Source organism: Pseudoalteromonas sp. GB56 (genome assembly GCF_054923835.1).
The window spans coordinates 2,869,858-2,894,279 of sequence record NZ_JBPCHK010000001.1; the positions used below are offsets into that span (position 1 = coordinate 2,869,858).

22 protein-coding genes and 1 tRNA gene are annotated in these 24,422 nt (G+C 45.4%); 9 read left to right on the forward strand and 14 right to left on the reverse strand.

Annotated elements, in window-relative coordinates:
• Positions 1-5: 5 nt before the first annotated feature.
• On the reverse strand, positions 6-1,592 hold the full coding sequence (gene prfC / locus ACH19P_RS13345; RefSeq protein ID WP_462159024.1) for a peptide chain release factor 3: 1,587 nt from the start codon (positions 1,590-1,592) through the stop codon (positions 6-8).
• 246 nt (positions 1,593-1,838) lie between these two features.
• On the opposite strand from prfC, the gene ACH19P_RS13350 reads away from it, so the two are divergent.
• The 4 genes from ACH19P_RS13350 to ACH19P_RS13365 all read left to right on the forward strand — a co-directional run bounded on the left by ACH19P_RS13350 (position 1,839) and on the right by ACH19P_RS13365 (position 7,057).
• Entirely contained in the window at positions 1,839-4,505 is a 2,667-nt protein-coding gene (locus tag ACH19P_RS13350) for an ATP-binding protein (RefSeq protein ID WP_462159025.1), read from the forward strand.
• Between the two features lie 71 nt (positions 4,506-4,576).
• Positions 4,577-5,047 (forward strand): SPFH domain-containing protein, encoded by a 471-nt coding sequence (locus tag ACH19P_RS13355; protein ID WP_462159026.1) that lies wholly within the window; start codon positions 4,577-4,579, stop codon positions 5,045-5,047.
• A gap of 134 nt (positions 5,048-5,181) precedes the next feature.
• Positions 5,182-5,667 (forward strand): N-acetyltransferase family protein, encoded by a 486-nt coding sequence (locus tag ACH19P_RS13360; protein WP_462159360.1) that lies wholly within the window; start codon positions 5,182-5,184, stop codon positions 5,665-5,667.
• Positions 5,668-6,328: 661 nt separating this feature from the next.
• On the forward strand, positions 6,329-7,057 hold the full coding sequence (locus tag ACH19P_RS13365) for a GGDEF domain-containing protein (protein WP_462159027.1): 729 nt from the start codon (positions 6,329-6,331) through the stop codon (positions 7,055-7,057).
• Between the two features lie 32 nt (positions 7,058-7,089).
• On the opposite strand, the gene rimI is transcribed toward ACH19P_RS13365, so the two are convergent.
• From rimI to ACH19P_RS13380, 3 genes are all read right to left on the reverse strand, one after another.
• On the reverse strand, positions 7,090-7,539 hold the full coding sequence (gene rimI / locus ACH19P_RS13370) for a ribosomal protein S18-alanine N-acetyltransferase (protein ID WP_462159028.1): 450 nt from the start codon (positions 7,537-7,539) through the stop codon (positions 7,090-7,092).
• Positions 7,532-7,846 (reverse strand): hypothetical protein, encoded by a 315-nt coding sequence (locus ACH19P_RS13375; protein WP_462159029.1) that lies wholly within the window; start codon positions 7,844-7,846, stop codon positions 7,532-7,534. Before ACH19P_RS13375 ends, rimI begins: the two co-directional genes overlap by 8 nt.
• 67 nt (positions 7,847-7,913) lie before the next feature.
• Positions 7,914-7,990: transfer RNA gene (locus tag ACH19P_RS13380), tRNA-Trp, on the reverse strand.
• A gap of 344 nt (positions 7,991-8,334) precedes the next feature.
• Between ACH19P_RS13380 and ACH19P_RS13385 the strand changes: the two genes are divergently transcribed.
• Positions 8,335-9,267, forward strand: a complete 933-nt coding sequence (locus tag ACH19P_RS13385) for a hypothetical protein (RefSeq protein WP_462159030.1) — start codon at positions 8,335-8,337, stop codon at positions 9,265-9,267.
• A gap of 61 nt (positions 9,268-9,328) precedes the next feature.
• Here the strand turns inward: ACH19P_RS13385 and guaA are convergent, their stop codons facing one another.
• Complete coding sequence (gene guaA, locus ACH19P_RS13390; RefSeq protein ID WP_462159031.1) at positions 9,329-10,906, reverse strand: glutamine-hydrolyzing GMP synthase; 1,578 nt, start codon at positions 10,904-10,906, stop codon at positions 9,329-9,331.
• Between the two features lie 110 nt (positions 10,907-11,016).
• Complete coding sequence (gene guaB, locus ACH19P_RS13395) at positions 11,017-12,486, reverse strand: IMP dehydrogenase (protein ID WP_462159032.1); 1,470 nt, start codon at positions 12,484-12,486, stop codon at positions 11,017-11,019.
• Positions 12,487-12,620: 134 nt separating this feature from the next.
• Between guaB and xseA the strand changes: the two genes are divergently transcribed.
• Positions 12,621-13,979 carry an exodeoxyribonuclease VII large subunit gene (gene xseA / locus ACH19P_RS13400; RefSeq protein WP_462159033.1) on the forward strand — a complete coding sequence of 453 codons (1,359 nt, stop codon included), beginning with the start codon at positions 12,621-12,623 and terminating at the stop codon, positions 13,977-13,979.
• Here the strand turns inward: xseA and ACH19P_RS13405 are convergent.
• The 3 genes from ACH19P_RS13405 to ACH19P_RS13415 form a co-directional block, all read right to left on the reverse strand.
• The gene (locus ACH19P_RS13405) at positions 13,942-14,625 is read right to left on the reverse strand and encodes a hypothetical protein (RefSeq protein ID WP_462159035.1); all 684 of its coding nucleotides are present in this window, start codon (positions 14,623-14,625) and stop codon (positions 13,942-13,944) included. The genes xseA and ACH19P_RS13405 overlap by 38 nt on opposite strands.
• A gap of 21 nt (positions 14,626-14,646) precedes the next feature.
• Positions 14,647-15,462, reverse strand: a complete 816-nt coding sequence (gene cysE, locus ACH19P_RS13410) for a serine O-acetyltransferase (RefSeq protein WP_462159036.1) — start codon at positions 15,460-15,462, stop codon at positions 14,647-14,649.
• A 110-nt stretch (positions 15,463-15,572) separates the two neighbouring features.
• The gene (locus tag ACH19P_RS13415; RefSeq protein WP_462159038.1) at positions 15,573-16,544 is read right to left on the reverse strand and encodes an AraC family transcriptional regulator; all 972 of its coding nucleotides are present in this window, start codon (positions 16,542-16,544) and stop codon (positions 15,573-15,575) included.
• Positions 16,545-16,642: 98 nt separating this feature from the next.
• On the opposite strand from ACH19P_RS13415, the gene ACH19P_RS13420 reads away from it, so the two are divergent.
• Both ACH19P_RS13420 and ACH19P_RS13425 read left to right on the forward strand, forming a co-directional pair.
• Complete coding sequence (locus tag ACH19P_RS13420; RefSeq protein WP_462159040.1) at positions 16,643-16,963, forward strand: Mpo1-like protein; 321 nt, start codon at positions 16,643-16,645, stop codon at positions 16,961-16,963.
• 9 nt (positions 16,964-16,972) lie between these two features.
• Positions 16,973-17,716: a class II aldolase/adducin family protein gene (locus ACH19P_RS13425; RefSeq protein ID WP_462159041.1), complete on the forward strand. Its 744-nt coding sequence runs from the start codon at positions 16,973-16,975 to the stop codon at positions 17,714-17,716.
• 61 nt (positions 17,717-17,777) lie between these two features.
• Here the strand turns inward: ACH19P_RS13425 and ACH19P_RS13430 are convergent, their stop codons facing one another.
• From ACH19P_RS13430 to ACH19P_RS13445, 4 genes are all read right to left on the reverse strand, one after another.
• Positions 17,778-19,340 carry an AMP-binding protein gene (locus ACH19P_RS13430; RefSeq protein ID WP_462159042.1) on the reverse strand — a complete coding sequence of 521 codons (1,563 nt, stop codon included), beginning with the start codon at positions 19,338-19,340 and terminating at the stop codon, positions 17,778-17,780.
• 19 nt (positions 19,341-19,359) lie between these two features.
• Positions 19,360-19,866 (reverse strand): 2,4'-dihydroxyacetophenone dioxygenase family protein, encoded by a 507-nt coding sequence (locus tag ACH19P_RS13435; RefSeq protein WP_462159043.1) that lies wholly within the window; start codon positions 19,864-19,866, stop codon positions 19,360-19,362.
• A gap of 95 nt (positions 19,867-19,961) precedes the next feature.
• On the reverse strand, positions 19,962-21,029 hold the full coding sequence (locus tag ACH19P_RS13440; RefSeq protein ID WP_462159044.1) for an alcohol dehydrogenase catalytic domain-containing protein: 1,068 nt from the start codon (positions 21,027-21,029) through the stop codon (positions 19,962-19,964).
• A gap of 168 nt (positions 21,030-21,197) precedes the next feature.
• On the reverse strand, positions 21,198-22,199 hold the full coding sequence (locus tag ACH19P_RS13445; RefSeq protein WP_462159045.1) for an AraC family transcriptional regulator: 1,002 nt from the start codon (positions 22,197-22,199) through the stop codon (positions 21,198-21,200).
• A 187-nt stretch (positions 22,200-22,386) separates the two neighbouring features.
• Between ACH19P_RS13445 and ACH19P_RS13450 the strand changes: the two genes are divergently transcribed.
• The gene (locus ACH19P_RS13450) at positions 22,387-23,367 is read left to right on the forward strand and encodes an NAD-dependent epimerase/dehydratase family protein (RefSeq protein ID WP_462159046.1); all 981 of its coding nucleotides are present in this window, start codon (positions 22,387-22,389) and stop codon (positions 23,365-23,367) included.
• A gap of 62 nt (positions 23,368-23,429) precedes the next feature.
• On the opposite strand, the gene ACH19P_RS13455 is transcribed toward ACH19P_RS13450, so the two are convergent.
• A complete protein-coding gene (locus ACH19P_RS13455) occupies positions 23,430-24,416 on the reverse strand; it encodes a zinc-dependent alcohol dehydrogenase family protein (RefSeq protein WP_462159048.1) in 987 nt (328 codons plus the stop codon).
• Positions 24,417-24,422 lie beyond the last annotated feature (6 nt).

Here is a 24,422-nt window from a genome sequence, read left to right on the forward strand (position 1 = left end):
GAGTCTTAGTGTTCACGCGTTTCGCTGAATTTCACTTCAGGGTAGCGCTCCATCGACAAATTCAAGTTTACACGTGTTGGCGCGATGTAGGTCAGGTTGTCGCCGCCATCAAGCGCTAAGTTGGCTTCGCACTTACGTTTGAATTCTTCGAACTTCTTCGTGTCTTCGCATGAAACCCAACGTGCCGTGTTCACGTTCACGCTTTCGTAAATTGCGTCCACCTTGTATTCCGCTTTCAAGCGCGCCACAACCACATCAAACTGCAGCACACCTACCGCGCCTACAATGAGATCGTTATTGATAAGCGGGCGGAACACCTGCACCGCGCCTTCTTCCGAAAGCTGTACTAAGCCTTTAAGCAATTGCTTTTGCTTCAATGGATCTTTCAAACGAATACGACGGAATAATTCCGGTGCGAAGTTTGGAATACCGCTAAACTTAAGCCGTTCACCATCAGTGAAAGTATCACCGATTTGAATCGTGCCATGGTTATGCAATCCAATAATATCGCCGGCATAAGCGTCTTGTGCGCGCTCGCGGTCACCTGCCATAAAGGTCACGGCATCGGAAATACTGACTTGCTTACCAATACGCACATGGTTCATCTTCATACCTTGCGTGTATTTGCCTGACACAATACGCATAAAGGCAATACGGTCACGGTGTTTCGGGTCCATGTTCGCTTGAATTTTAAAGACGAAACCAGAGAACTTTTCATCTTCGGCTGTCACTTCGAGCTCATCATCGGTTTTGCGCGGCATAGGCGCAGGTGCCCACTCAGTGAGGCCATCCAGCATGTGGTCAACACCAAAGTTACCGAGTGCGGTACCAAAATAAACAGGCGTTAACTCACCGCTTAGAAACATTTCTAAATCGAATTCATTTGATGCGCCTTGCACTAATTCGATTTCTTCACGTAATTGTTCAGCCAGGCTTTCGCCCACAGCTTCATTTAGCTCAGCGTTATCTAACCCTTTGATTATACGTACATCTTGAATCGTATGACCATGACCAGTTTGGTATAAGATAGTTTCATCACGGTGTAAGTGGTACACACCTTTGAACTCTTTACCACAGCCAATCGGCCATGTGATGGGCGCACACATGATGTTGAGTTCGGTTTCGACTTCATCGAGGAGTTCCATCGGGTCGCGAATATCACGGTCCAATTTGTTCATAAAGGTCACGATTGGTGTATCACGAAGACGCGTTACTTCCATGAGCTTACGAGTTCGATCCTCAACACCTTTCGCCGCATCAATGACCATTAAGCAAGAGTCAACTGCGGTCAATGTGCGATACGTATCCTCAGAGAAATCTTCGTGTCCCGGGGTATCCAATAAGTTAACTAGGCGCTCGTTGTAAGGAAACTGCATCACAGAGGTTGTTACCGAGATACCACGCTCCTTTTCCATTTCCATCCAGTCTGACTTTGCATGCTGGTTTGAGCCACGGCCCTTTACCGTCCCTGCTTTTTGGATAGCTTGGCCGAACAAGAGTACCTTTTCGGTAATCGTGGTTTTACCCGCATCCGGGTGGGAAATGATTGCGAACGTGCGTCGCTTATTAATTTGCTGTATTAGTTCTGACATGCGGTCACTTTTGCGCTAACGACCTAACTCAATGATACAGTTAAGTCGTAAATAAGTTATAAAGACAATAATGCGCGTGATTATACCGATTTTCAGGTGCGCACAAAAGCGCCGAATACAAGTTAAAGTGACTTCTGGGCCAACCTATGTGTATTATTACTAGGCATTGGGTATAATTTTAATCACGTTCCCATTTTTATAACGCGCTGAAGACATATTAAGACGTTGCAAGGAGGCGCTACGGCCATGAAAACAAGCAAGCTGAGTATTCGCTTACTCTGGTACATCACACCCGTTGTGATACTGCCGCTATTGTTTTTAGGAGGCTTCACCCTCACCAACGTCACTAGCTCATCAGAACAGCAATCGCAGTTGATTGTGAGTCGCTTTGTGCAACAACAACAAAACAAAGTGTTCCACTCACTGAATGTGTATCACTCGACTACAGAATTGTTAAGTTCTTCTCCAGTATTACAAAATTTTCTCCATGAAATTGATGGCAGCAGTGGTAATTACCGTCAAAACCTCGCTGCATTGCTGGACGTATTTAGCAGCTACACAGAAGCCTATCCTGATATTTTGAGTATTAACTTTGTTTCTGCGACGCAAGACAGTTACGCGTATTTTTCCACGACATTGCAGTCGCCACCTGATACCTATCCATTTTTTGAACAATTGGTCGCCAGCTCGTTGCGCCGCCAACAATTTATGGTGCAGGCGGATAACGGTGAGACCTCGCTGTACTTTGCGCAAAAGGTATTTGCCCCTGACTTTCAATTAGAGCGCCCTGTGTTACTGGGCTATATCATTCTAAAAGTGCAACCGACTGTACTCAACACCGCCATTTTAGAAGCACCGTATAACAATACCTTGAACCTTCTGCTTTCGGAGCAAGGTAAAGTATTGTTTAGCTCTAACCATGCTCTTTTAGGCACCACCTTGAACAAAGAAGACTTACGAAGAATCAATCTTTGGGCTGACAATGGGCAATTAAATGAGGTGATATTAAAGAGCGTCGACGACACACCGCGAATGATGTACGCAGTACAAATGTCAGATGGCCACTATTTTGCGACCAGCATTCCAAAAACCATGCTTTATCAGGCAGGGAAACTCATTAGCCTCATCACGGCGCTGATTGTATTCATATCGGTAATAACACTCCCTATTCTTATTTTTATCGTGGTTCGAAACCTGCTTCTCAATCCTATAGAAAAACTCGGAGAAGCCAGTCATCGTGTGGGTGAAAATGACTTGTCGGTGCGCCTTGAGCAGAACCGCTCAGATGAAGTTGGACAACTGTTCAGCGACTTTAATCACATGGTAGATAAAATTCATCACAGCCAAAGTGAATTAAAAGAGTACAAAGACACGTTAGAGCAACGGGTTGAAGAGCGCACCATTGAGCTTGAGAAAACCAACAAAGCCCTTGAACGCGCCATTGAGCAAGCCGAGCAAGCAAACCAATTAAAAAGTCGCTTTCTAGCTAATATGAGTCATGAAATTCGTACACCATTGACTGCGATCATGGGCTTTACAGAGCAGCTACTTGAGAATAATGAGATCGAAGACGACCGAGTACACCAACAACTATCGACTGTGCTTCGCAACTCTCGCCACTTGTTGGAACTCATCAACAACATCCTCGATCTCTCTAAGATAGAGGCTGAAAAACTTGCGGTAAACCGCGAGCCAGTGTCTCTCTATGAACTGTTCGATGACTTGTCCTCAATCATTACTGCACAAGCACAACAAAAAGAGTTAGCGTTTAAAATTAGTTATGACTTTCCAATACCTCGGTATTTGAACAGTGACCAAACACGCCTGAAGCAGATATTACTCAATATTCTTACCAATGCCGTAAAATTTACCGCCAACGGCTTCGTGCACCTCAACGTGGGCTACCAACATGGTGTGTTGAAGTGCGTGGTTACGGACTCGGGTATTGGAATATCTGACCAGGAACTTAGCCGTATTTTCAAACCTTTCGAACAAGCTGACTCAACCACAACTCGTCGTTTCGGTGGCAGTGGCTTGGGGTTGTGCATAGCAAAGAATTTGTCGCAACTACTCGGTGGCGATATCTGGGCGCAGAGCGAGCAAGGTAAGGGCAGCCAATTCACCATTCACATTGATTGTAACCAAGTCTATGACGACAGCGAATTCTATACCGCGCTCGAGCAAATGCAGCCACCAAAAGTGGCTATACCGACACTCAGCTGGAAGCAATTTGACGGTGAAATTCTCGTTGCCGAAGACAACAAAGATAACCAAGCCCTGATCTCATTGCTATTAGAACGTTGGGGCATTACCCCTGACTTCGCTGACAATGGCGCGGAAGCCGTGGAGAAGGCGCTAGTAAAAGACTACCAGCTGATCTTAATGGATATGCAAATGCCGGTGATGGGTGGTGAAGAAGCAACACAAATGCTGCGCCACGCTGCGTATGATGGACCAATCATTGCGCTAACCGCGAATGTAATGAAACATGACATCGACCGCTATTTGCAAGCGGGATGTAACAAAGCCCTTGCTAAACCCATAGATAAAGAACAGCTCGAACACACATTAGCGACTTACTTAAGCTTGCAACAAGAGGCTAATTCACGGTGGGATGATATTCTCCAAAGTGAGCGCTTCTTACAAATTAATGAAAACTACAAACAGAAGCTGCCTGACTATTTAATGCAAGTCCAAGCTCATCAGCAAGCCGCCGAATGGGAGCAACTGCAAGCAGTCGCGCACAGTATTAAAGGTAGCGCTAGCTGCTTTGGCTTCAATGGTGTTGCCGATGCCGCTGATGAACTAGAAAAATCAATTCGAGAAGGCGGCCATGAAGACCATGACTACCCGATACTCAAACTAGAGCACGCGATCCGCTTTGCGCTGGAAAAGGATTTAGCGTCTAGTTAGAAAGTTAATGTGGATGCCACAAAAAAGCTTGCCGCTGTAGAGGCAGCTTGGACAAAAAATAAGGAGAAATTGTGCACCCAAATAGAAACGCCATCGCATTTGGTGGGCTCTTTGCCACCGTTTTATTCTTTATCGTATTAATCATTCTTGCCCTTTGGGCATGGCCACAATATAAAGTTTACAAACTTGAAATGAATGGTATTGCTGCTTTAAAAGAAGCGGAATGGAGTAAGCAAATCCTGATTGAAGAGGCCAAAGCGCGTGAACAGGCGGCGTTAATGCAAGCGAAGGCCCGCGTCACCCTAGCGCAAGCCGAAGGTGAAGCCAAAATAGTGCAAGCCAAAGCTGAGGGGCAAGCAGATATCGAGCGAGCGAAAGCTGCCGCCGAGGCCAATAAAATAATCGGGGAATCACTCAAAGGAAATGAAGCATATTTGCGTTACGTTTGGATAAAAGGCCTTCAAGAAGGCAATGGAGAACGAATCTATATTCCTACCGAGGCGGGGCTTCCGATCCTAGAGGCGGGTAAAGCTGGGCAATAAGCGTTAGGGTCCGTTTATTTTTGATGAATGAATTTTATTCAAATCAAAATTCAATAGACCCGAATCTCAAAATAGGCAATCAAAGTGCAAGGTGCCATAGGGCGAATCATTAAAAGGGAACAGCGGTGAGTGCGATTATTAGAGAAATAACCCAAGCAGACTTTGCGTCTTTTTGGCCCACTTTTAGTGCAGTGATTAAGGCACAACAAAGCTACGCCTTTGACCCAGATATGACGCAAGAGCAAGCCTTTGCGCTGTGGTGTGAGATGCCGATAAAAACATTTGTGTATGTACACAATAACGCCGTGCTTGGTAGTTATTATCTCAAAGCCAATGCGCTTGGGCCAAGCAATCACATCTGCAATTGCGGCTACATGTTAGCAAGCGCTGCAAGAGGCCAAGGGATTGCGCAAACACTGTGTGAGCATTCGCAACTAATTGCTCAGCAGCTTGGTTTTCAAGCGATGCAATTCAACAATGTGGTATCGACCAACGAGGGGGCAATTAGGCTCTGGCACAAGCTCGGCTTTGAAACCATTGGCCGCATTCCCAATGCCTACCGTCATGGTGATTTGGGTTATGTAGATAGCCTAATTATGTACAAATGGTTAGCGCCGTAGGGCATACATACTGTGCCATGAGAATTGCTGTATCTTGCAGATGAATAATCGGTCTTACGCTTAAAGCCTTCATCTAGCGCACTGTTTTTTAGTGAAACTTTAACAGCTAGCCAGTAAATCGAAGCATCACAAGCACATAATACTCTCCCTTGGCAGCACCTTCATTTAAATACACCCGTCTGCATCAAAAGCGCCACACTCGTCCCCATTTCTGGTAAACTATAACAGGGACAAAAAGTTATAAATATTTTGTTTGACGTGTCGTTTCGTGCAACAAGATATGGAATGAACTGTGCGACCCTATGCAATTGCAATAACTACAAAGGCGTTCAAAAAGCCACGAATCAGGATAGAAATAAGGCCACTTAGGTTACTATGTTTAAAAGAGTTAACCTTACATGGCTAAGGATAAATTGAGCGACCTTTATCATAAAAAATAACCACCTAGGCCCCTGACTAGCTGAGTTGACATTGAAGGTTGCTAAATGAAAACGTCAATTGATACTGACAACAGTTTTTTCAAAAAACTTAGCTTTGATGAACTAATGGAACTTGTTCCTGACCTCTTTTTGCACTAGACAGCGACGGTAAAATTCTTGAGTACCGAGCTGGGAATAGCTCGGATTTATATGTATCACCCCAAGAGTTTCTCAATAAATCAATGTTCGAGGTGCTGCCTTCTGAACCCGCACAGTTACTGCGAATCACATTTGAGCGCGTGAAGTTTTCTGGACAGTTAAACACCGTCCATTACCAACTGCATGTGAATGGCGATTTTAAATGGTTTGAGGCAAGAATTGCACAGTCGAGTGAAGACCGTTTTATTATGCTTGTGCGTGATATTACTATAGATAAAACTAAAGAATTGAGTATCTTACATCAAATTCATCATGACCATTTAACTGGCTTGTATAACCGCAGCTATGCATTTGAGTTTATTCACAGAGAATTAAGCCAAGCGCTTAAAGACAAAACCGAAGTGGCGCTATTTTATATCGATATCGACGATTTTAAAGCGATTAATGATAGGTTTGGGCATATTATTGGGGACAGTGTACTTAAAGAAGTCGCTAATGCTATTCAACGCTCGGTGCGCAAAGAAGACATTGCGTGTCGCATTGGTGGCGACGAGTTCTTGGTAATAGCAAGTGGCGATTTTTCTCACAAAACGCTGGACAATACAGCCAAACAAATTTTGCAAGCTATTGATAAGGCATCACAAAAATTAGCATTAGGCCTCAACTTTTCTGTCAGTATTGGAATTTCAATCAGTGTGCAGGGCAATACAGAGCCAACCTCACTTATTGAGCAGGCAGACTCAGCCATGTACGAGGCAAAACATTGTGGTAAGCATGGCTACGCCATTTATGGAGACTCTAATGAAAGTTAAGATATAACTACCCAGCGCGAGTGCTAAGTACGTTAAATCTCTGCGTCATCCAACACAGTTTTCATCATCAAGAGCGCATCTTCGCCATCAGGATAATATCCTTTGCGACGCCCATTGAAGTCAAAACCGCAGTTTTGATATAGGTTGAAGGCAGCCGTGTTACTCTCACGCACTTCTAAAAACATCAACTCAGTGTTGCGTTGTTGAGCGTTAGTCTCTGAATCACGCATGAGTTTTTTACCGAGCCCTTGACCTTGATACTCAGGCGATACACAAATATCGATAAGCGTGATATCTGGGCCTGCTTGTTCAGCCACATAAAAGGCAACAAGCAGGTTATTTGCAAACAATCCTCGGGCAAAGTAACGACCAGATAAACACGACAACATTAACTTTTCATTCCAAGGATGTGTATGACACGCATTCTCTATCACCATAATCTCGGCAATATGGTCGTTATTCAAAGGCAAGATTTCAAACATCAATAAACACCAGATCTCGTTGAGATAGTTGCTGCCACAACCGTTGCTTTTGGGTGGCACTGAGTTGTGATGCAGGTAGATAAACAGTGTTACCTTGCAGCGTAGGCTCATCCACAGAGGCTACAAAAACCTCTGCGCCATCGGGCAGCAAACGACAAATATCATCAGACAATGGGCTGCTTAATGGAGACATTGATTCATCATTAAAAACCAGACTCTCGTCCTGTGTGCCCTGCTCTTTAGACAGTGAACGCGAACGCAATTGAACAGGCTGGATAGCAAAAATTTTCGCAAACTGAGAATGCATACTAATTCGTTATAATGATGATTTTTCGGCGGTTGCCAGTGTAGCTTAAAGAAGCAAAAGAGAGAAGTGGCAGGGGCGGAGAGATTCGAACTCCCAACCGTCGGTTTTGGAGACCGCTGTTCTACCAATTGGAACTACGCCCCTGCAATGACGACGCATTATAATGAGCTTTTCTTAAAGGTAAAGAAAAAATATCGTTCACATCGTTCAACTGCCTTTAAATTAAACAAAGCGGAGAATTTACACACAAAAGTCCGATATTTATCTCGCTTTTTACCATCTTACGGGCGTTTAGATAAATCGTTGAGAACTCGCTCGCAGTCTTAGCTGTCGACCCGCTAGCACAACACGTACCTTAATTGACAGAATCACTAACCATTGTTAAATTCATGGCCGAATTCGTCAAATTGATGAAATTCAACGCACAATGGAATGCGCGTTAAACGTGAAGACTTTAGCGCGTTTGTAAGGATAATAAGGAAATTATAATGAATCTCTCCAAGAGCAAAATACTCCTACTCATCTCGCTATTAATGCTACTTACTAGCAACAAAGCGTTTGCCAAAAACTATCTTAATATTGAAATTGCCGATGAAATATTGGCGCTCAACGAGCAATACACGGTCACACTCAATGAAGGTATCAGCTCTGATGTTAAACATAGTTTAGACAAAAAGCTGCTGACCTTTATGCCTCAAGAAGACAATGTCTTCTACGAGTTTACGGTGGCAATTGAGGGGGAAGAGAAGCAGTGGTACGTCGACTTATTTGTCTTTAGTAATCAAAAGAACTTCCTCGACTTTAACACCTTGTTGTTCTCGGCCTTGCTAAACCCGATGGATTTCTACCACTTAGATCATCGTGCTGGATATCACTTCTTTAAGTCCTATGCACAATACATTGATGGCGATTATGAAAAGTTAAAAAGTGAATACAACAAAGGCCCAACGCATTACTTTAGCTATATGGACGCACTGGGCGATTATCAAAACTACATGGCCAATGTGTATCCAGTGCAAACTAAGTTGCAAACTGCAGCAAAAGAAGCACAAGGTAGCAAAGTCATGGCGCACGACAAAGTGATTAGCAACTTTATAAGGGCTGTTAACAAGAAACGCTCTGTTCCTTTGTTAAAATACCGAGACCCAAATGCACCGCAAGATCACCAAGAGATATACGAGCGCGGCCTACAAACGCTGTACGCCTACTTCGACAAAATTGGTAACCCAACTAAGTTTAACGTGCTGCAAAAACGCAAATACGAAAACATTAATCAACCGAGCGTGGATTACTACCTAGTGGAAATTCTTGAGCACAATGGTCAGCTGGACAACAAAATAGAGATGGAGTTCTTTTTTAGTGATGTACATGGCAAGCGTTATATCAAAGAGTACGATATAACAGGCATTCATTTTCAATAACAAAAAAGGGCTGATTTCAGCCCTTTTTAGTGTCTTTATCTCATCAAAAGATAATTAGGTCTTATTCCCACTCAATAGTCGCAGGCGGCTTGCCTGAGATATCGTAAACTACGCGAGAAATACCGTCGATTTCATTGATGATACGGTTTGAAACCTTACCTAGGAAGTCGTACGGTAGATGTGACCAGCGCGCCGTCATGAAATCAATTGTTTCAACGCAACGTAGGCTGACAACCCAATCATATTTACGTGCATCGCCCATAACACCTACAGAGCGTACCGGTAGGAAAACAGTAAACGCTTGGCTAACTTTGTGGTATAGATCAGCATTGTGTAGCTCTTCGATGAAAATTGCGTCAGCACGGCGAAGTAGATCACAGTACTCTTTCTTAATTTCACCTAATACACGTACACCTAGGCCTGGACCTGGGAACGGGTGACGATAAAGCATGTCGTAAGGCAGACCAAGCTCTAGACCAATCTTACGCACTTCGTCTTTGAATAGCTCACGCAGTGGCTCAACAAGACCCAGCTCCATATCTTCAGGTAGGCCACCCACGTTGTGGTGTGACTTGATCACGTGCGCCTTACCTGTCGCTGATGCAGCTGACTCGATAACGTCTGGGTAAATCGTACCCTGAGCAAGCCATTTCGCGTTTACGCGCTTACTTGCTTCTTCATCGAATACTTCAATGAAAGTGTGACCGATTGCTTTACGCTTCGCTTCTGGCTCATCAATGCCTTCTAATGCATTAAGGAAACGCTCTTCAGCATCAACTTTAACAATATTCAGACCGAAATGGTCGCCAAACATGTCCATCACTTGCTGGCCTTCATTCAATCGAAGTAGACCATTGTCAACGAATACACATGTTAGTTTGTCGCCAATCGCGCGGTTAATAAGCATCGCTACTACTGATGAATCTACGCCACCAGAAAGACCAAGGATAACCTCGTCGTCACCGACTTTCTCTTTGATGCGAGCAATCGCGTCTTCGATGATTTGTGCAGGTGTCCAAAGCTTTTCGCAGCCACAGATATCAACAACAAAACGCTCAAGGATACGCTGACCTTGCAACGTGTGCGTTACTTCTGGGTGGAATTGTACACCGTAAAAACGTTTCTCTTCCCATGACATTGCAGCATGCGGACAGGTGTCTGTTTTCGCCGTTGTTGCGAACTGAGGTGGAATCGCTTCAACCTTGTCGCCATGGCTCATCCATACGTCTAGTAGACCTGCACCGTTTTCACCTAGGTGATCTTCGATCGCTTCAAATAACGGGCAATCACCCACTTTTTCAACTTTCGCATAGCCAAACTCTTTCTTGTCAGAGCCGTGTACTTTACCGCCAAGTTGCATGGCCATTGTTTGCATGCCGTAACATACGCCCAATACTGGTACACCCGCTTCGAATACGTAATCTGGCGCACGCGGGCTGCCATCTTCTACTGTTGACTCAGGGCCACCAGATAGGATGATACCTTGTGGGTTGAATTCACGGATTTGCTCTTCCGTTACATCCCAAGCCCACAGCTCACAATAAACACCAATTTCACGCACACGACGGGCGATTAATTGCGTGTACTGCGAACCAAAGTCTAGGATCAATATACGGGAGTCATGGATATCTTTGCTCATTGCAATCTCATCTAAATTAAATGAAATTGGACTGATAAATGATGTAATTCACCAGTCGAAAATTAGTAAGGGCTAGCAACTGCTAGCCCTAATCTCGTCTGATTTGGCTATTAGCCTAGACGGTAGTTTGGTGCTTCTTTGGTGATTTGCACGTCATGAACGTGAGACTCACCCATACCCGCAGCTGTAACACGTACAAATTGCGGCTTAGTATTGAGTTCTTCAATAGTAGCACAGCCAGTTAAACCCATCGCACTGCGGATACCACCCACTTGCTGGTGAATAATGTTCGCAATTGGGCCCTTGTATGCAACGCGGCCTTCAATGCCTTCTGGTACCAGCTTTTCTTCTGATTTTGCATCTTGGAAGTAACGATCTGATGAACCTTCTTTCTGGTTCATAGCACCTAAGCTGCCCATACCACGGTATGATTTGTAGTAACGGCCTTGGTAAAGTTCAACTTCACCCGGCGCTTCTTCCGTACCCGCTAGCATTGAGCCCACCATTACCAATGATGCACCAGCAACAAGTGCTTTAGCGATGTCACCAGAGAAACGGATGCCACCATCAGCGATCACTGGAATTTCACGGCCTTTTAAGCCATCTACTGCATCTGAAATTGCGGTAATTTGTGGCACACCGCAACCTGTTACGATACGAGTTGTACAGATAGAACCTGGGCCAATACCTACTTTAACGGCATTTGCACCTGCATCAGCAAGTGCTATTGCACCTTCTGCTGTTGCAACGTTACCTGCGACGATTTGTAAGTCTGGATATGCTTCACGCGTTGCTTTAACACGGTCGATAACACCTTGTGAGTGACCATGTGACGTATCGATAAGTAAAATATCAACGCCCGCTTCAACCAATGCTGCGATACGCTCATCAGTGCCTGCACCAACACCAACAGCAGCACCCACACGTAAACGACCTTGATCGTCTTTACATGCGTTTGGCTTATCTTGTGCTTTTTGGTAATCCTTCACTGTGATCATGCCTTTAAGTTTAAAGTCATCATTCACAACTAAGATTTTTTCAATACGGTGTTCGTGCATGAGACCTAGAATAGTGTCACGGTCTGCACCTTCTTTTACCGTTACTAGCTGGTCTTTTTTCGTCATTACTGTCGAAATTGGCTGGTCTAGCTTGGTTTCAAAACGCATATCACGGCTTGTTACGATGCCCACTAAGTTGTTATCAGTATCAACAACTGGGAAACCTGAGAAACCTTTATCGTGTGCTAGCTGCAGTGCACCTGCAATCGTTAGATCAGCAGTTACAGTAACAGGGTGAGAAACGATGCCCGCTTCGTAAGTTTTTACCTTACGAACATTCGCTGCTTGCTCAGCGATGGTCATATTTTTGTGGATAAAGCCAAGACCACCTTCTTGTGCTAACGCAATAGCTAAACGCGCTTCAGTTACTGTATCCATAGATGCAGAAACGATTGGCAAATTCAGTTCGATTGTTTTTGTTAGACGAGTTTTAAGGTTTGCTGTATGTGGTAATACAGTTGAATGACCTGGTACTAATAGTACGTCATCAAAGGTTAGAGCTTCTTTAGCGATCCTAAGCATTGGCAACTTCTCACGAATTGGTGATTGGATGGAGTTGCGGCGGCATTTTATCAGCGATGTCGGGGTGAGTAAAATAAAATTTTCGCTTTATTTGTGATAAAGTGCATTTAGTTTTTCAAAAGTGCGATATCGCGATGTATTCACAGACAAATTCCCCTACAAATCAAAGCATCTATACCGTCTCGCGACTTAATCGTGAAATACGCACAATTTTAGAACGTGGCTTTGCCTCCATCGTTCTCACCGGTGAAATATCTAACTTTGTCGCCCCCTCATCAGGGCACTGGTACTTTTCCCTCAAAGATGACAAATCGCAAGTGCGTGCCGCCATGTGGCGTGGCAACAATCGCTATGCCAAATTTCGCCCCAAAGATGGCGACCAAGTGCAAGTGCAAGCGCGTGTATCCTTATATGAACCCCGCGGTGACTATCAAGTTATTGTGGAGCATATGGAAGCGGCTGGTGAAGGCCAGTTAAAGCAGCAATTTGACGCGCTGAAAATGCAACTGGCTGCACAAGGCTTATTCAGTTCTGCACATAAAAAGCCATTGCCAAGCACTATTAACAAAGTGGGTGTCATCACCTCTTCTACTGGTGCTGCCATTAAAGATATCTTAACTGTGTTGCAGCGCCGTGCCCCCCAACTGGAAGTGGTCATTTACCCCTGCCAAGTACAAGGTGACCAAGCCCATGTGGGTATCATTGAAAAACTAGAAATCGCCAACGCTCGTAACGAAGTAGATGTGCTGATAGTGGGTCGTGGCGGTGGTAGCTTAGAAGACTTATGGTGTTTTAACCACGAACAATTGGCGCACGCAATTTTCCAATCAAATTTGCCCGTGATAAGCGCAGTAGGCCATGAAATTGATACTACTATCAGTGACTTTGTAGCGGATATACGTGCAGCGACGCCATCAGCTGCGGCGGAATTAGTAAGCCCTGACAGCAACCAATTGCGAGACGCTATCTCTCATAAGCGCCACCAGTTGCACAGTGCGTGGCGCCACCAGCTGCATGCGCGCCAGCAGCAATTACACATATTACAAAGCAGACTCGCGCAACAACATCCGGCAAATCAGCTGATGCAGCAGCAACAGCGTTTGGATGAATTACAAATGCGTTTGCATCACGCTATGGAAGCGCGTCTGAGCCACCAACAACGCAATTTGAGTCAGTTAGGTATGCGCATGCAGCGTGCCAATCCGAGCCATCAACTAGCCAGTGCTAAATACCAGTTACAGCAACTCTCCAGTCGTTTAGTAGCGGCGCAAAAAGACAGCGTATATGCTGCGCAATCGCAACTAGCACAGCTGGCGGCGCGACTCGATAGCATCAGTCCGCTGGCTGTATTAGCTCGTGGCTATAGCATTACCAAAGGTGAACAAGGCATCATCAAATCAGTGCAACAAGTGCAACCACAGCAGCTATTAACCACTGTGGTCGCCGATGGCGAGATTAAGACTCAGGTGGTTGGCGTTCAACCCAAAGGCTAAGACCTTCATCAGTGCTGCGGGCATTGCTGCGCATAAACTGTTGCCACCAAGGTTGGCTCTGCAAATGTGTTTGCATAGTTGACCAATCAGTTCGCGGGTCGAGTTCCACGCCCTCTTGTGGGGTGAAGCGCATGCGACAAATGGTGCTTTTACATTCAATGGCGTCGAGTTGCATCACATCAGCAAGCCCTGCACTGTAGAGGAAGTCGCTGACTTGCGTTTCCGTGACGTAAGCCCACTTTTCATCTCTGTCTTGCTCAGCGAAACGCGCTTGTAGCTCCTCAAGCATAGCTTCTGGTTTTTGTAGCGCCGATTGCAGCTGTTTCACGTGTTGTTTAGCTGCGTTAAGCTCACGTCGTAGTTGTATAACTTCATCTTGATGCTGAGCGACATCATGTAGTTGAGCATCATCGTGTACGGCTGGATTTTGGCTGTCTACGAACACCTCTTTTACAACTACTTGGGGCAGAGGTTTAGCGTGCACTGGTACAGCTGTTTGCCGTTGTGACGCCAACACAGGGAGCGCAGATTGCGCCTGTTCAACTGTTTCTTTGGGTATTGTTGGCGTTGTGAATAACCAATATCCCGATGTAAGCCCCACAAAAAAGGCCGCAATCGCGGCCAGAATTATTGGTTTAGTTACCATACTATTCCTTGCTAATAAGCCTCAAAGCATGGCACTAGTATGCGACTGATTTTCTTGCTCGTCATTTAAAAAGTTTTGATTCATTGATTCCGCCGGACAAGGACAATCCGGACGGCCCACGATTTTAGCAGGTACGCCAACTGCTGTAGTGTGCGCCGGCACAGGGCTTAATACGACAGAGCCAGCACCGATACGCGCCCCCTCACCCACCTCAATGTTGCCCAGCACTTTGGCGCCAGCACCAATTAATACGCCAGCACGAATTTTAGGGTGACGATTGCCCGACTCATTACCTGTACCACCTAAAGTAACTGACTGCAAAATGGATACATTGTCTTCAATCACGGCTGTTTCACCGACAACAATCCCCGTTGCGTGGTCGAACATGATGCCATGGCCAACCTTACAGGCTGGGTGAATATCCACACCAAAGACTTCTGAGGTGCGACTTTGAATAAACCGCGCGAGCTCTTTGCGCCCTTGTAACCACAAGCAGTTCGCCAAGCGGTGAGCTTGTATGGCATGGAAACCCTTCAAATTAAGAATAACGGTTAGGTAGCTGTCAGCCGCTGGGTCACGATCTCTGACCGCTTTGATGTCATGTGCAACATGGGTAAGCATTGCGTCACATTTTACAAAAGCTTGGTCAAAAAGTTCTCTAATGGTAAACGCGGAGACCACAGCATCTGCCAGTTTATTGGCAACAATGAAGCTAAGTGCTGAGCCCAAGCAATCATGATTTAGCACACACGAATATACGTGCGATGCGAGCAGTGGCTCTTTGGTTACGACTTGATTTGCTTCTTCTCTTAATTGCTGCCAAATTTCATGACGCATGGGGTACCTACAAAAACATCTCTAAATATCATACTAAGTGTAACGGATTCTAGACAGAACGCGCTATCCCCCTTCACTAGCACACTCGTTATTAGATATAACTAAATTATTTAAACAGCAGAATCAACACCTCGCTGGGTACGATATTGACTCGGGGACATTGCGTACCAACGTGTAAACGCGTGATGAAATGCACTGATTTCACTATAACCACACAAATAAGCAATTTCTGAAATGCTTAATTGCGTGTCGCACAGCAGCATATGACTCTTTTTTTGCCGAATGCCATCCAACTCAGCTCTAAAGGTGGTTCCCTCAGCACTGAGGCGACGTTGCAATGTCTTTTCACTCATACCAAATTGGGCAGCAATACCTTTACTACTGACTTTACCCGTTGCCAGATGTTGTTCCATTAACAATGCCATCACTTGAGTAATTGTATTGTGCTGCATTACCTTAAAGTTCGCCAGTGTCGACTGGGTATTCAATACAGTGTCGTTACGAAAGAATAATTGATGGTGATCGCTGGCGTATTCAATGTCGCAATTAAAGTATCTATGCGCTTCTTCACAAGGAGTTGGCCGGCTTAAACACACTTTTGTGGGCTGCCAATTTTTATCTGCAACGGTGCGCGCTACTTTGACGCAAAATGCCATTGCGGCTTCATAGCTTTGAATCGAGATTGCGTTTAGATCATTGGCGAAATTAAACCGCATCTCCACCATCTGATCATCATGTTCAATGAGTCTTGCGTTAGTGTTCCCTCCCATCAGCTTTTGATAACGAAGCATCAACTCAAATGCATCAGATACCGACTCCATTTGCAATAAGGCAAAACCAATCACTGGCAGCGCGCGAACGTCTACACTTTTTCCTACTTCAATGGCGATATTCAAGTGAGGACATAAGGCTTGTGCCTCTCGCCATAATACACTGACGTTGGCCTGAGGATAGCGGTTGTGCGCAGACGCGAGCGACTCCAACGAAATATTCGCTTTAGCAAAGAGCGGATGCAAAGCTAAGCCCTGCCACTTGAACGTTTCGGCCATCGCCGCAACCCACCACGCAGAAATTGTACGCATCTGAATGACCTAAAATAACAAATATACGTCCAATACTAACAAGCACAATCCTAATTTACAGCATATGTTAGTAGAGTAAATTTAATCAGGAGTTACTTATGGGCCACGTCAACGACAAAGACGGCTTTTCAAGCTTTAAGGAGTTTTACCCTTATTACTTACAAGAACATAAAAACAAAGTATGTAGACGCTTGCATGTTATTGGCAGCTTTATTGTCTTAGCGATTCTGGCCTATGCCATTGCCACCAGCCAATATATGTTGTTGTGGTTTATCCCCTTCGCTGGATACGGCTTTGCCTGGGTAGGTCATTTCTTTTTCGAGAAAAACAAACCTGCGACCTTTACATACCCGCTGTATAGCTTCATTGGTGATTGGGTGATGTTCAAAGACATCCTCACTCGCAAAGTACCTTGGTAAGGAGTCACAATGAAAGACCAAGTATCGCCGCAAGAATGGCAAGCGCGAGTCGAGTTAGCTGCGGCTTATCGCCTCATCGCACATTTCGGCTGGGATGACCTTATATTCACCCATATCTCTATGCGAGTTCCAGGCACGAAAGACCAGTTTCTAATTAACCCTTACGGCATGATGTTCCATGAAATCACAGCCTCATCTCTCATCCGTGTGGACCAAGACTGTAATATGCTTCACCACAGCGACTACCCAGTTAACCCTGCAGGCTTCTTGATTCATAGTTGTATTCATGAAGCGCGTGACGACGCACATTGTATTATTCATACACATACCTCAAATGGGGTGGCAATTTCCGCTTCTAAGCATGGATTACTGCCTATTTCACAGCAAGCAGTCGTAGTCCATAGCGGGTTGAGTTACCACGATTACGAGGGTATTGCGCTCAACCCAGAAGAGAAGGCAAGACTTGTGAATGATTTAGGGGCAAATAACTTTTTTATATTACGAAATCACGGACTACTCACGACAGGGGCAACCGTGGCGGATGCATTTCTATTTATGTATGCATTGGAATCAGCATGCGCAGTGCAAGTGCGTACATCGCAAGACCCTGAACAATTAATTCATGTACCACAGCCCATTATCGACGGCATAAAAGGACAAACAGCTGCGGTTACAAAAGGGTTAGGTGGTGCGCTTGCGTGGCCAGCCTTACTGCGCCTACTCGATGCCAAAAACCCAGGGTACGATAGCTAATAAAGGTGGCATACAGCAGTATAGAAAAAAGCCCGTGATTAAACGGGCTTTTTTGACTTAATTACGCGCTTCTTAATTCTCGTCGTAGGATTTTACCTACTGTCGATTTCGGCAGCTCATTTAACACGTGAATGTGCTTTGGAACTTTGTAGTTTGTTAAGTGTTCTCTACAAAAATCCTGAACGTCTTTGGCATCCACATCTTCTTTTAGCGTGATAAATGCGTGCACCGCTTCACCTGTGCGCTCATCTGCTTTACCCACAACCGCAGCTTCAAAAACCGCAGGGTGGCTAACCAGTACTTCCTCAACTTCATTGGGGTATACATTAAAACCGGACACAATAATCATATCTTTGAGACGATCAATGATTTTGATTGCTCCATCAGGCAAACGAATCCCGACATCACCGGTTTTAAAATAACCATCAGGCGTCATTGCTTTTGCAGTTTCATCAGGACGATTCCAATAACCGGTCATAACCTGAGGCCCTTTAACCACGATTTGCCCGCTTTCACCGTCTTCTACTGGTTTGTCGTCTGCATCCCATAACTGCACATCCGTATCACGAATAGCAAATCCAACGGTGCCGATCTGCTCGTCACCGGGTTTGTTAAACGTCACCACGGGTGATGTTTCTGATAGGCCATAGCCTTCAGAAATTGTGCAACCCGTTACCTTCATCCACATGTTCGCAGCCGTTGTTGTTAATGCCGCACCGCCGGATACCGTGAGATGCAAATTCGAGAAATCCAATTCTGCAAAAGATGGCGTCGCACACAAACCCATAAACAGGGTATTGATACCTGCAAAGGCTGTGAACTTGTGATCTTTGGCAGCGGCAACGAAACCTTCCAAATCCCTTGGATTAGGGATCAGCACAGTGTGGTTGCCGTAGCCCGTTGAAATCAGCAAACTCAACGTAAACGCATAGATATGATACAGCGGCAATGGGCAGACAAACACTTCGCTCATCTCGTTGCAGCGATCAGCAAATGCCTCTTTGGTTTGAAAGGTGTTCGCTAACAGGTTGAGATGTGTCAACTGAGCACCTTTCGATACACCTGTTGTGCCGCCGGTATATTGCAACACCGCCACATCATTCAAAGCAGCTTGAGAACGAGGGTAGCTAATTCCTGCCCCTTGCTCTAACGCATTGCTAAACAGAATACACTCGCCATCAATAGGGTCGGTATGCCCTTTAAGCAAATCTGCGGCGCCAGTGCAAATCACATGCTCTATTGATGTATCCGCAATTACATTGTGCAATTTAGGATACAAATCAGAGAGAATCACGATAGCTTTAGCGCCCGAATCGTTAAATTGATGCTGCATTTCACGTTCTGTATATAGCGGGTTCGTGTTAACTAACACCAGCCCCATTTTTAATGCTGCGTAAACAGCGATTGGGTATTGGTTAATGTTTGGAAGTTGCACCGCCACACGGTCACCGGCTTGCAGTCCAATGTGGTGAAAATAGCCCGCCAGATTATCCGCAAATTCATCAATTTGTTTAAAACTTAAGGTTTGACCAAGGCAGGTAAACGCGTCGTGTGAAGCGTAACGCGCTGCCGCTTGGTCAATAAAGTCAGCCAAATTCTTATATTGTTGTAATTGTTCAATCATATTGACTCCAACTAGTGTGTTACTGGTCGGAAAAGTCATAGCATGCCTTTGGTTTGATATAGCGAGGGGTAATTCCTTGCTCTTTGGCTGCCGCTAACATCACTTGCTCAATCCAACCGGCGTCCATAATGTTGACATAATTTCCGTCCGCGTCGAAATTAATATTAGCACCTTGCACAACCATAAAGGTGTCTGTGATTTCGCTGTTACTTTCTGGTGTGTGAAACGTATGAATAGAGCCACCTGGCTCAAACAGGTAACTTCCCGCTACTTGCTTATCTTCTGGGTATTCAATGTAATGCCAGCACCCACTCATGGTGTACAAATGCACGACCCCTGTATGAAAGTGCTTCGGCAATGTAACACCTGGCTCAAACTGCACGCGCAGCACCCAAAGGCCATTTTCGACATCCAATACCAATGGATAAAGGTGTACGCCCGGTAGAGCGTCTTTGATAATTTGTTGTTCGTTTGTGTGCACACATAGAAGGTGCTCCAAATGATTTGCCATTTCTGGTAATGCCATAGTGTGTTCCTCTACTTGCTGTATATTTTGACACCTAAATATAGGCGCTTTTATTATGCTGAGTTGTTCGCTTCAGCGCATGTTCGCCCTGAAGATTAATCAGGCTTAAACGGGGTTAATTCTCCGTTACGCCACGGCTCGATGATGACTTTAATATGGTTATTTTTTCCCAAGAGCGTGTTAAATGCATCTGGTACACCATCCATCCCAACCGTCGCTGTGCACATACGCTGCCAAGGCACTGCGCCAGAAGCGATTAATGACAGAGATTGAGCGAATTCTTCTGGCGTGTAGTAATAAGAGAAGTGGATATCCATCTCTTTCACGGTAGCAAAGCCAAAGTTAACCTGCGTCATTGCGGTATGGATACCTGTAATAACCAATGTCGCTTTTGCTGGAGCTCGCTCTATAAAACTATTAATAAGCTGATGAATGCCAACACATTCAAAAATGACTACACGTCTGCCATTGGCAATCTTTGCAGCCAGAGCCACTTCATCCTCTGCACTGGGGTCAACTGTCACACTAGCACCGAATTCGTTAGCGATTTCGCGATTATTAACTTGTAAGTCAGACGCGACGATATCTGTTAACCCTACGTGCTTTAATGCTGCAATGGTTGCCAAACCAATTGCACCGCACCCAGCTACCAACGCGACACAATCTGTGGTCACATTCGCACGATTGACTGCATGCATGCCGACAGCGAGAGGTTCTGTCACAGTCGCTGCCAGTGATGACAGGTGTGCTGGCACCTCAAGTAACAAATCAGCATCCACGATAAAGTATTCGGAATATGCGCCATGAATGCCAGGTGTAACACCAACCCCTGCACCACCTTGGCTCAACAGCATAGGCACACACGTTACTCGGGTTCCTTCAGAAAAACGCTGTTGCGTGTCAGGTCCATAGCTCACCACTTCTGCACAGAACTCATGACCCAGCATCATCGGTGTGCTAGCCATAAGCTCTTTTGGCATTACGCCTAGTTTGTCATAGATATCAGCAACTTCCTCTCCATGACGAACAATGTGTAAATCAGAACCGCAAATACCACACGCTAGACTTTTTACTAAGACTTGCCCCGGACCAGGTGTTGGAATATCAATTCGCTCATTCTCAAGTTGGCCGTTACGGACAACCACTGCTGCCATTTGACTCATAGATGCTCCTAAAGCCCATGTCACATTGGGTGAACTAAGGCAATGCTAAAACTAATCTGACTTAACATACTAGTTACAACGGTGTAGGATCATCTTGACAAAATACGACAACCATATGACCAATTAAGACAACCGAGCAAATGACTATGCAAATAGTAATACCGCTTTTTATACGGCCGACTTCACAAACTGACTTGGAGGCATGCCTGTCCAGCGCTTGAAGCTGCGGCTAAAAGCTGAAAAGTCAGCATAGCCCAAGTTCAGCGCTAAAGTGGTCATAGTCATGTTGTTCATCTTTAAGGTGCGCATTGCGATTTCCTTGCGCGTATCTTCGAGTAGTTGACGATAGGTAATACCTTGCTCATTGAGTAAGCGTTCCAACTTCTTTGGGTGCATACCTAAACTAGCCGCAATGTTTTCTTTACTGCAGTCACCAGTAGGTAGAAGTACATTAATAGCGTGGCGCACTAATCGAGAGTTATCGACGAAGGCCAGTTGTCGCTGCTGGAATTGTTTTTCGATGATGTTGTTGAGCAAGTTTTCAGGTTGACTAGGAGTGAGGGACAATGTGTCTGTATCGAAAACTAGGCTGTCATGCATGCAACCTGTTTTGACTTCACAACCGTAAATAGTCGCTAGGCGAATCGCAACATGCGCCGGTAATTGTTGGCGTAAACAAATCCTGTGGGCATGCCAGCGATTACCAACCATATCGCCAATAACACCTTTAAGCAGTCCCAAGCTCATTTGCACAAGTTGTGCATACTGTTGCCTGTCGTTTACACGCATATTCAAAACCAGTTCGCATAAAGGTGACTCATCCTTGATCAGCGTCAGCTCGGCGCCTTGCGCATGCATATCAGCAAACTTTTGCGCGCACGTAAGAGCAGTTCCAATATTGGCTTGTTGTGCCATGTACGCGCCGACAAGACCAATTGTAGCCAAGCCTTGTTCACGACTAACTCTCGCCCCGAAACAAGGTTCGTTTAGGGTCTCTGCGCTTAACTCAAGTAATTTGGCAACGGTTGAATATGGCACCATCAAATCTGGATTTGCATTTTGCCCAGGTAAAATGTTGACGCGCTCCATCAATGAATAAGGTGCTTCTCCTAGCTGCTCAACGAGCTCTGTAAAGCCATCCAACGCCCCCATTCGAACATAATATTGCATTAAGACCCCCTTATTCATTTTGGTGCAACTGCACCATCTAGTCGCATTATGACACCTAGCTGTCTTAATATGTCAAGAATTAACACCAACCTGTTACTAGTATGTTAAATATCAACCTATAACTCAGGGGCTAACACTACATGGATATAAGGACATACATGTGGGTATTGGCTCAAAGGCAAGTGAAATGAAAAATGCATTTATCACCGGTGCAGGTGGATTTATCGGGCGTCATCTTGTTGCTGATTTGCTCGAAAAGAACATCACTGTAAAGGCGCTGTTATTGCCTACAGAGGCGATACCTGAATCATGGGATGGCGCTGTTCAGATCATTCGTGGAGATATTAGGAATCTGACTGATTTAGCGGATGAAATTGGTGAGTTTGATACGTTATTTCACCTTGCCGCGATCGTTAGCGACTGGGGTGGCAAGCAAGAACATGTAGACATCACCGTTCATGGTACAGAGCAAGCAATTGCATTGGCACTGAAACACAACGCCCGTTTTATAGTCACTACGAGCATCGCCGCATTTGGCTCCAAAATGGGCAGTGGTTTATTAGACGAGACGACTGAACGTGGCGCACCTGCTTCAAACTATGAGTACGTCAAACAATTACAAGAGGATGTGACGTTAACAGCAGTCAAAGAACACGGGCTGCATGCAACTTTGATTCGCCCTGCCAATGTGTATGGCGTTGGCAGTGTATGGGTCAATCGATTTGTCGACAAATTATCTAAACAAGAGCCCGCGTTAATGGGTGATGGTAACTGGGATGCAGGACTTGTGCATGTGCGTCACGTTGTTCAAGCTATGCTGCTAGCTGCCCAATCGCCAACGCTTCCCTCCGGTGAAGTGTTTGTGATTGCTGATAACCCTGGTGTCACATGGAAACAGTATCTTGAAACGCTGGCCACAACACTGGATTTGCCCAAAGCCAAATCAATACCTAATTGGTTAGCACGCGGCTTAGCACCGGTTCTCGAAGGAATTGGTAAATTAATCGGTCAAAAGAATCCGCCACTGGTGACTAATTTAGCTTATCGGCTGACTGGTGTAGAGAGTATTTTCAGTAATGAAAAAGCCAAAAGTCTGCTTGGATATGAACCAAACATTTCGCTAGAACAAGCGATGCAAGAAATTAAAACCCACTTCGAACAGCGCTAAGTAGCAGAGCGTTTTTTGCCACCCGATTGGGTGGCATTTTTTTAGCTTTAAACTTTTTGAATTTAGTTTTCCACAACAACCTTACCCATAGCCTTGCCACTTGCCAACCGTGCGTGGGCTTGCCCAACTTCTGTGAGGGTAAAGCGCTGTTCATCAAGTACCGGTTTCAAAGCACCCGCATCCACAATTGCCGCTAGCTCTTTGAGTATTTCGCCATGCTCTGCACGCTTAGTATTATGCAACATGGGGATTAACATAAACACGACGTGCAAAGATAAGCCTTTAAAATGTGCGGTGCTTAAGTCAAGTTCAACAAGCGACACTGTAGAAGCAACTTGACCATTCAGTGCAGCGGCTTCGAAAGAGTTCGACATATTCGCGCCGCCTACCGAGTCGAATACGACATCAAAACCCTTTCCATCCGTGTGTTTGGTAACATAGTCATCGACAGATTCGGTTTTATAGTTAATAGCGATTACGCCCAGTTGCTCAATCAAAGCGAGCTGCGCTTCACCGCCCCCCGTCGAATATACATTCGCACCAAAATGGTTTGCCAGCTGCAAAGCCACATGACCCACCCCACCAGAACCACCATGTACCAGTACATTTTGGCCTGCTTTGGTGCCAGCACGCACCAAACCTTCATATGCAGTGATCCCAACAAGTGGCAACGCAGCCGCTTCGCGCATTGATAATGTCTTTGGCTTAAGAGCGATAAGTTGTGTATCGACCACCATGTAATCGGCTAACGAGCCCTGCAAGTCAGCCAAGCCCCCCGCGCAACCATATACCTCATCACCGATACTAAACTGAGTTACTCCCTCCCCAAGGGCTTCTACTGTTCCTGCAAAGTCCATACCTAGAATAGCTGGCAGCGCGGGGGCGATAGGTAAATCAGTGCCCATTTGCCTGATCATCGTGTCTACAGTATTCACACTACTGGCGGCAACTTTGACGCGCACATGTCCGGGCTTCAACTCTGGCATTGGTTGCTCTGCAAGTTCGAAATTTTCTGTACCACCGAATTGATTGATCACCATTGCTTTCATATTTGT

Coding starts and splice junctions, on each gene's coding strand:
- ACH19P_RS13375 (WP_462159029.1), bottom strand. CDS start 7,846: ATGCATTCTCAGTTTGCGAAAATTTTTGCTATCCAGCCTGTTCAATTG.
- guaB (WP_462159032.1), bottom strand. CDS start 12,486: ATGCTTAGGATCGCTAAAGAAGCTCTAACCTTTGATGACGTACTATTA.
- ACH19P_RS13445 (WP_462159045.1), bottom strand. CDS start 22,199: ATGCAATATTATGTTCGAATGGGGGCGTTGGATGGCTTTACAGAGCTC.
- guaA (WP_462159031.1), bottom strand. CDS start 10,906: ATGAGCAAAGATATCCATGACTCCCGTATATTGATCCTAGACTTTGGT.
- ACH19P_RS13430 (WP_462159042.1), bottom strand. CDS start 19,340: ATGATTGAACAATTACAACAATATAAGAATTTGGCTGACTTTATTGAC.
- cysE (WP_462159036.1), bottom strand. CDS start 15,462: ATGCGTCATGAAATTTGGCAGCAATTAAGAGAAGAAGCAAATCAAGTC.
- ACH19P_RS13420 (WP_462159040.1), top strand. CDS start 16,643: ATGGGCCACGTCAACGACAAAGACGGCTTTTCAAGCTTTAAGGAGTTT.
- rimI (WP_462159028.1), bottom strand. CDS start 7,539: ATGTTTGAAATCTTGCCTTTGAATAACGACCATATTGCCGAGATTATG.
- ACH19P_RS13350 (WP_462159025.1), top strand. CDS start 1,839: ATGAAAACAAGCAAGCTGAGTATTCGCTTACTCTGGTACATCACACCC.
- xseA (WP_462159033.1), top strand. CDS start 12,621: ATGTATTCACAGACAAATTCCCCTACAAATCAAAGCATCTATACCGTC.
- ACH19P_RS13415 (WP_462159038.1), bottom strand. CDS start 16,544: ATGCGTACAATTTCTGCGTGGTGGGTTGCGGCGATGGCCGAAACGTTC.
- ACH19P_RS13450 (WP_462159046.1), top strand. CDS start 22,387: ATGAAAAATGCATTTATCACCGGTGCAGGTGGATTTATCGGGCGTCAT.
- ACH19P_RS13405 (WP_462159035.1), bottom strand. CDS start 14,625: ATGGTAACTAAACCAATAATTCTGGCCGCGATTGCGGCCTTTTTTGTG.
- prfC (WP_462159024.1), bottom strand. CDS start 1,592: ATGTCAGAACTAATACAGCAAATTAATAAGCGACGCACGTTCGCAATC.
- ACH19P_RS13365 (WP_462159027.1), top strand. CDS start 6,329: ATGTTCGAGGTGCTGCCTTCTGAACCCGCACAGTTACTGCGAATCACA.
- ACH19P_RS13425 (WP_462159041.1), top strand. CDS start 16,973: ATGAAAGACCAAGTATCGCCGCAAGAATGGCAAGCGCGAGTCGAGTTA.
- ACH19P_RS13455 (WP_462159048.1), bottom strand. CDS start 24,416: ATGAAAGCAATGGTGATCAATCAATTCGGTGGTACAGAAAATTTCGAA.
- ACH19P_RS13435 (WP_462159043.1), bottom strand. CDS start 19,866: ATGGCATTACCAGAAATGGCAAATCATTTGGAGCACCTTCTATGTGTG.
- ACH19P_RS13385 (WP_462159030.1), top strand. CDS start 8,335: ATGAATCTCTCCAAGAGCAAAATACTCCTACTCATCTCGCTATTAATG.
- ACH19P_RS13440 (WP_462159044.1), bottom strand. CDS start 21,029: ATGAGTCAAATGGCAGCAGTGGTTGTCCGTAACGGCCAACTTGAGAAT.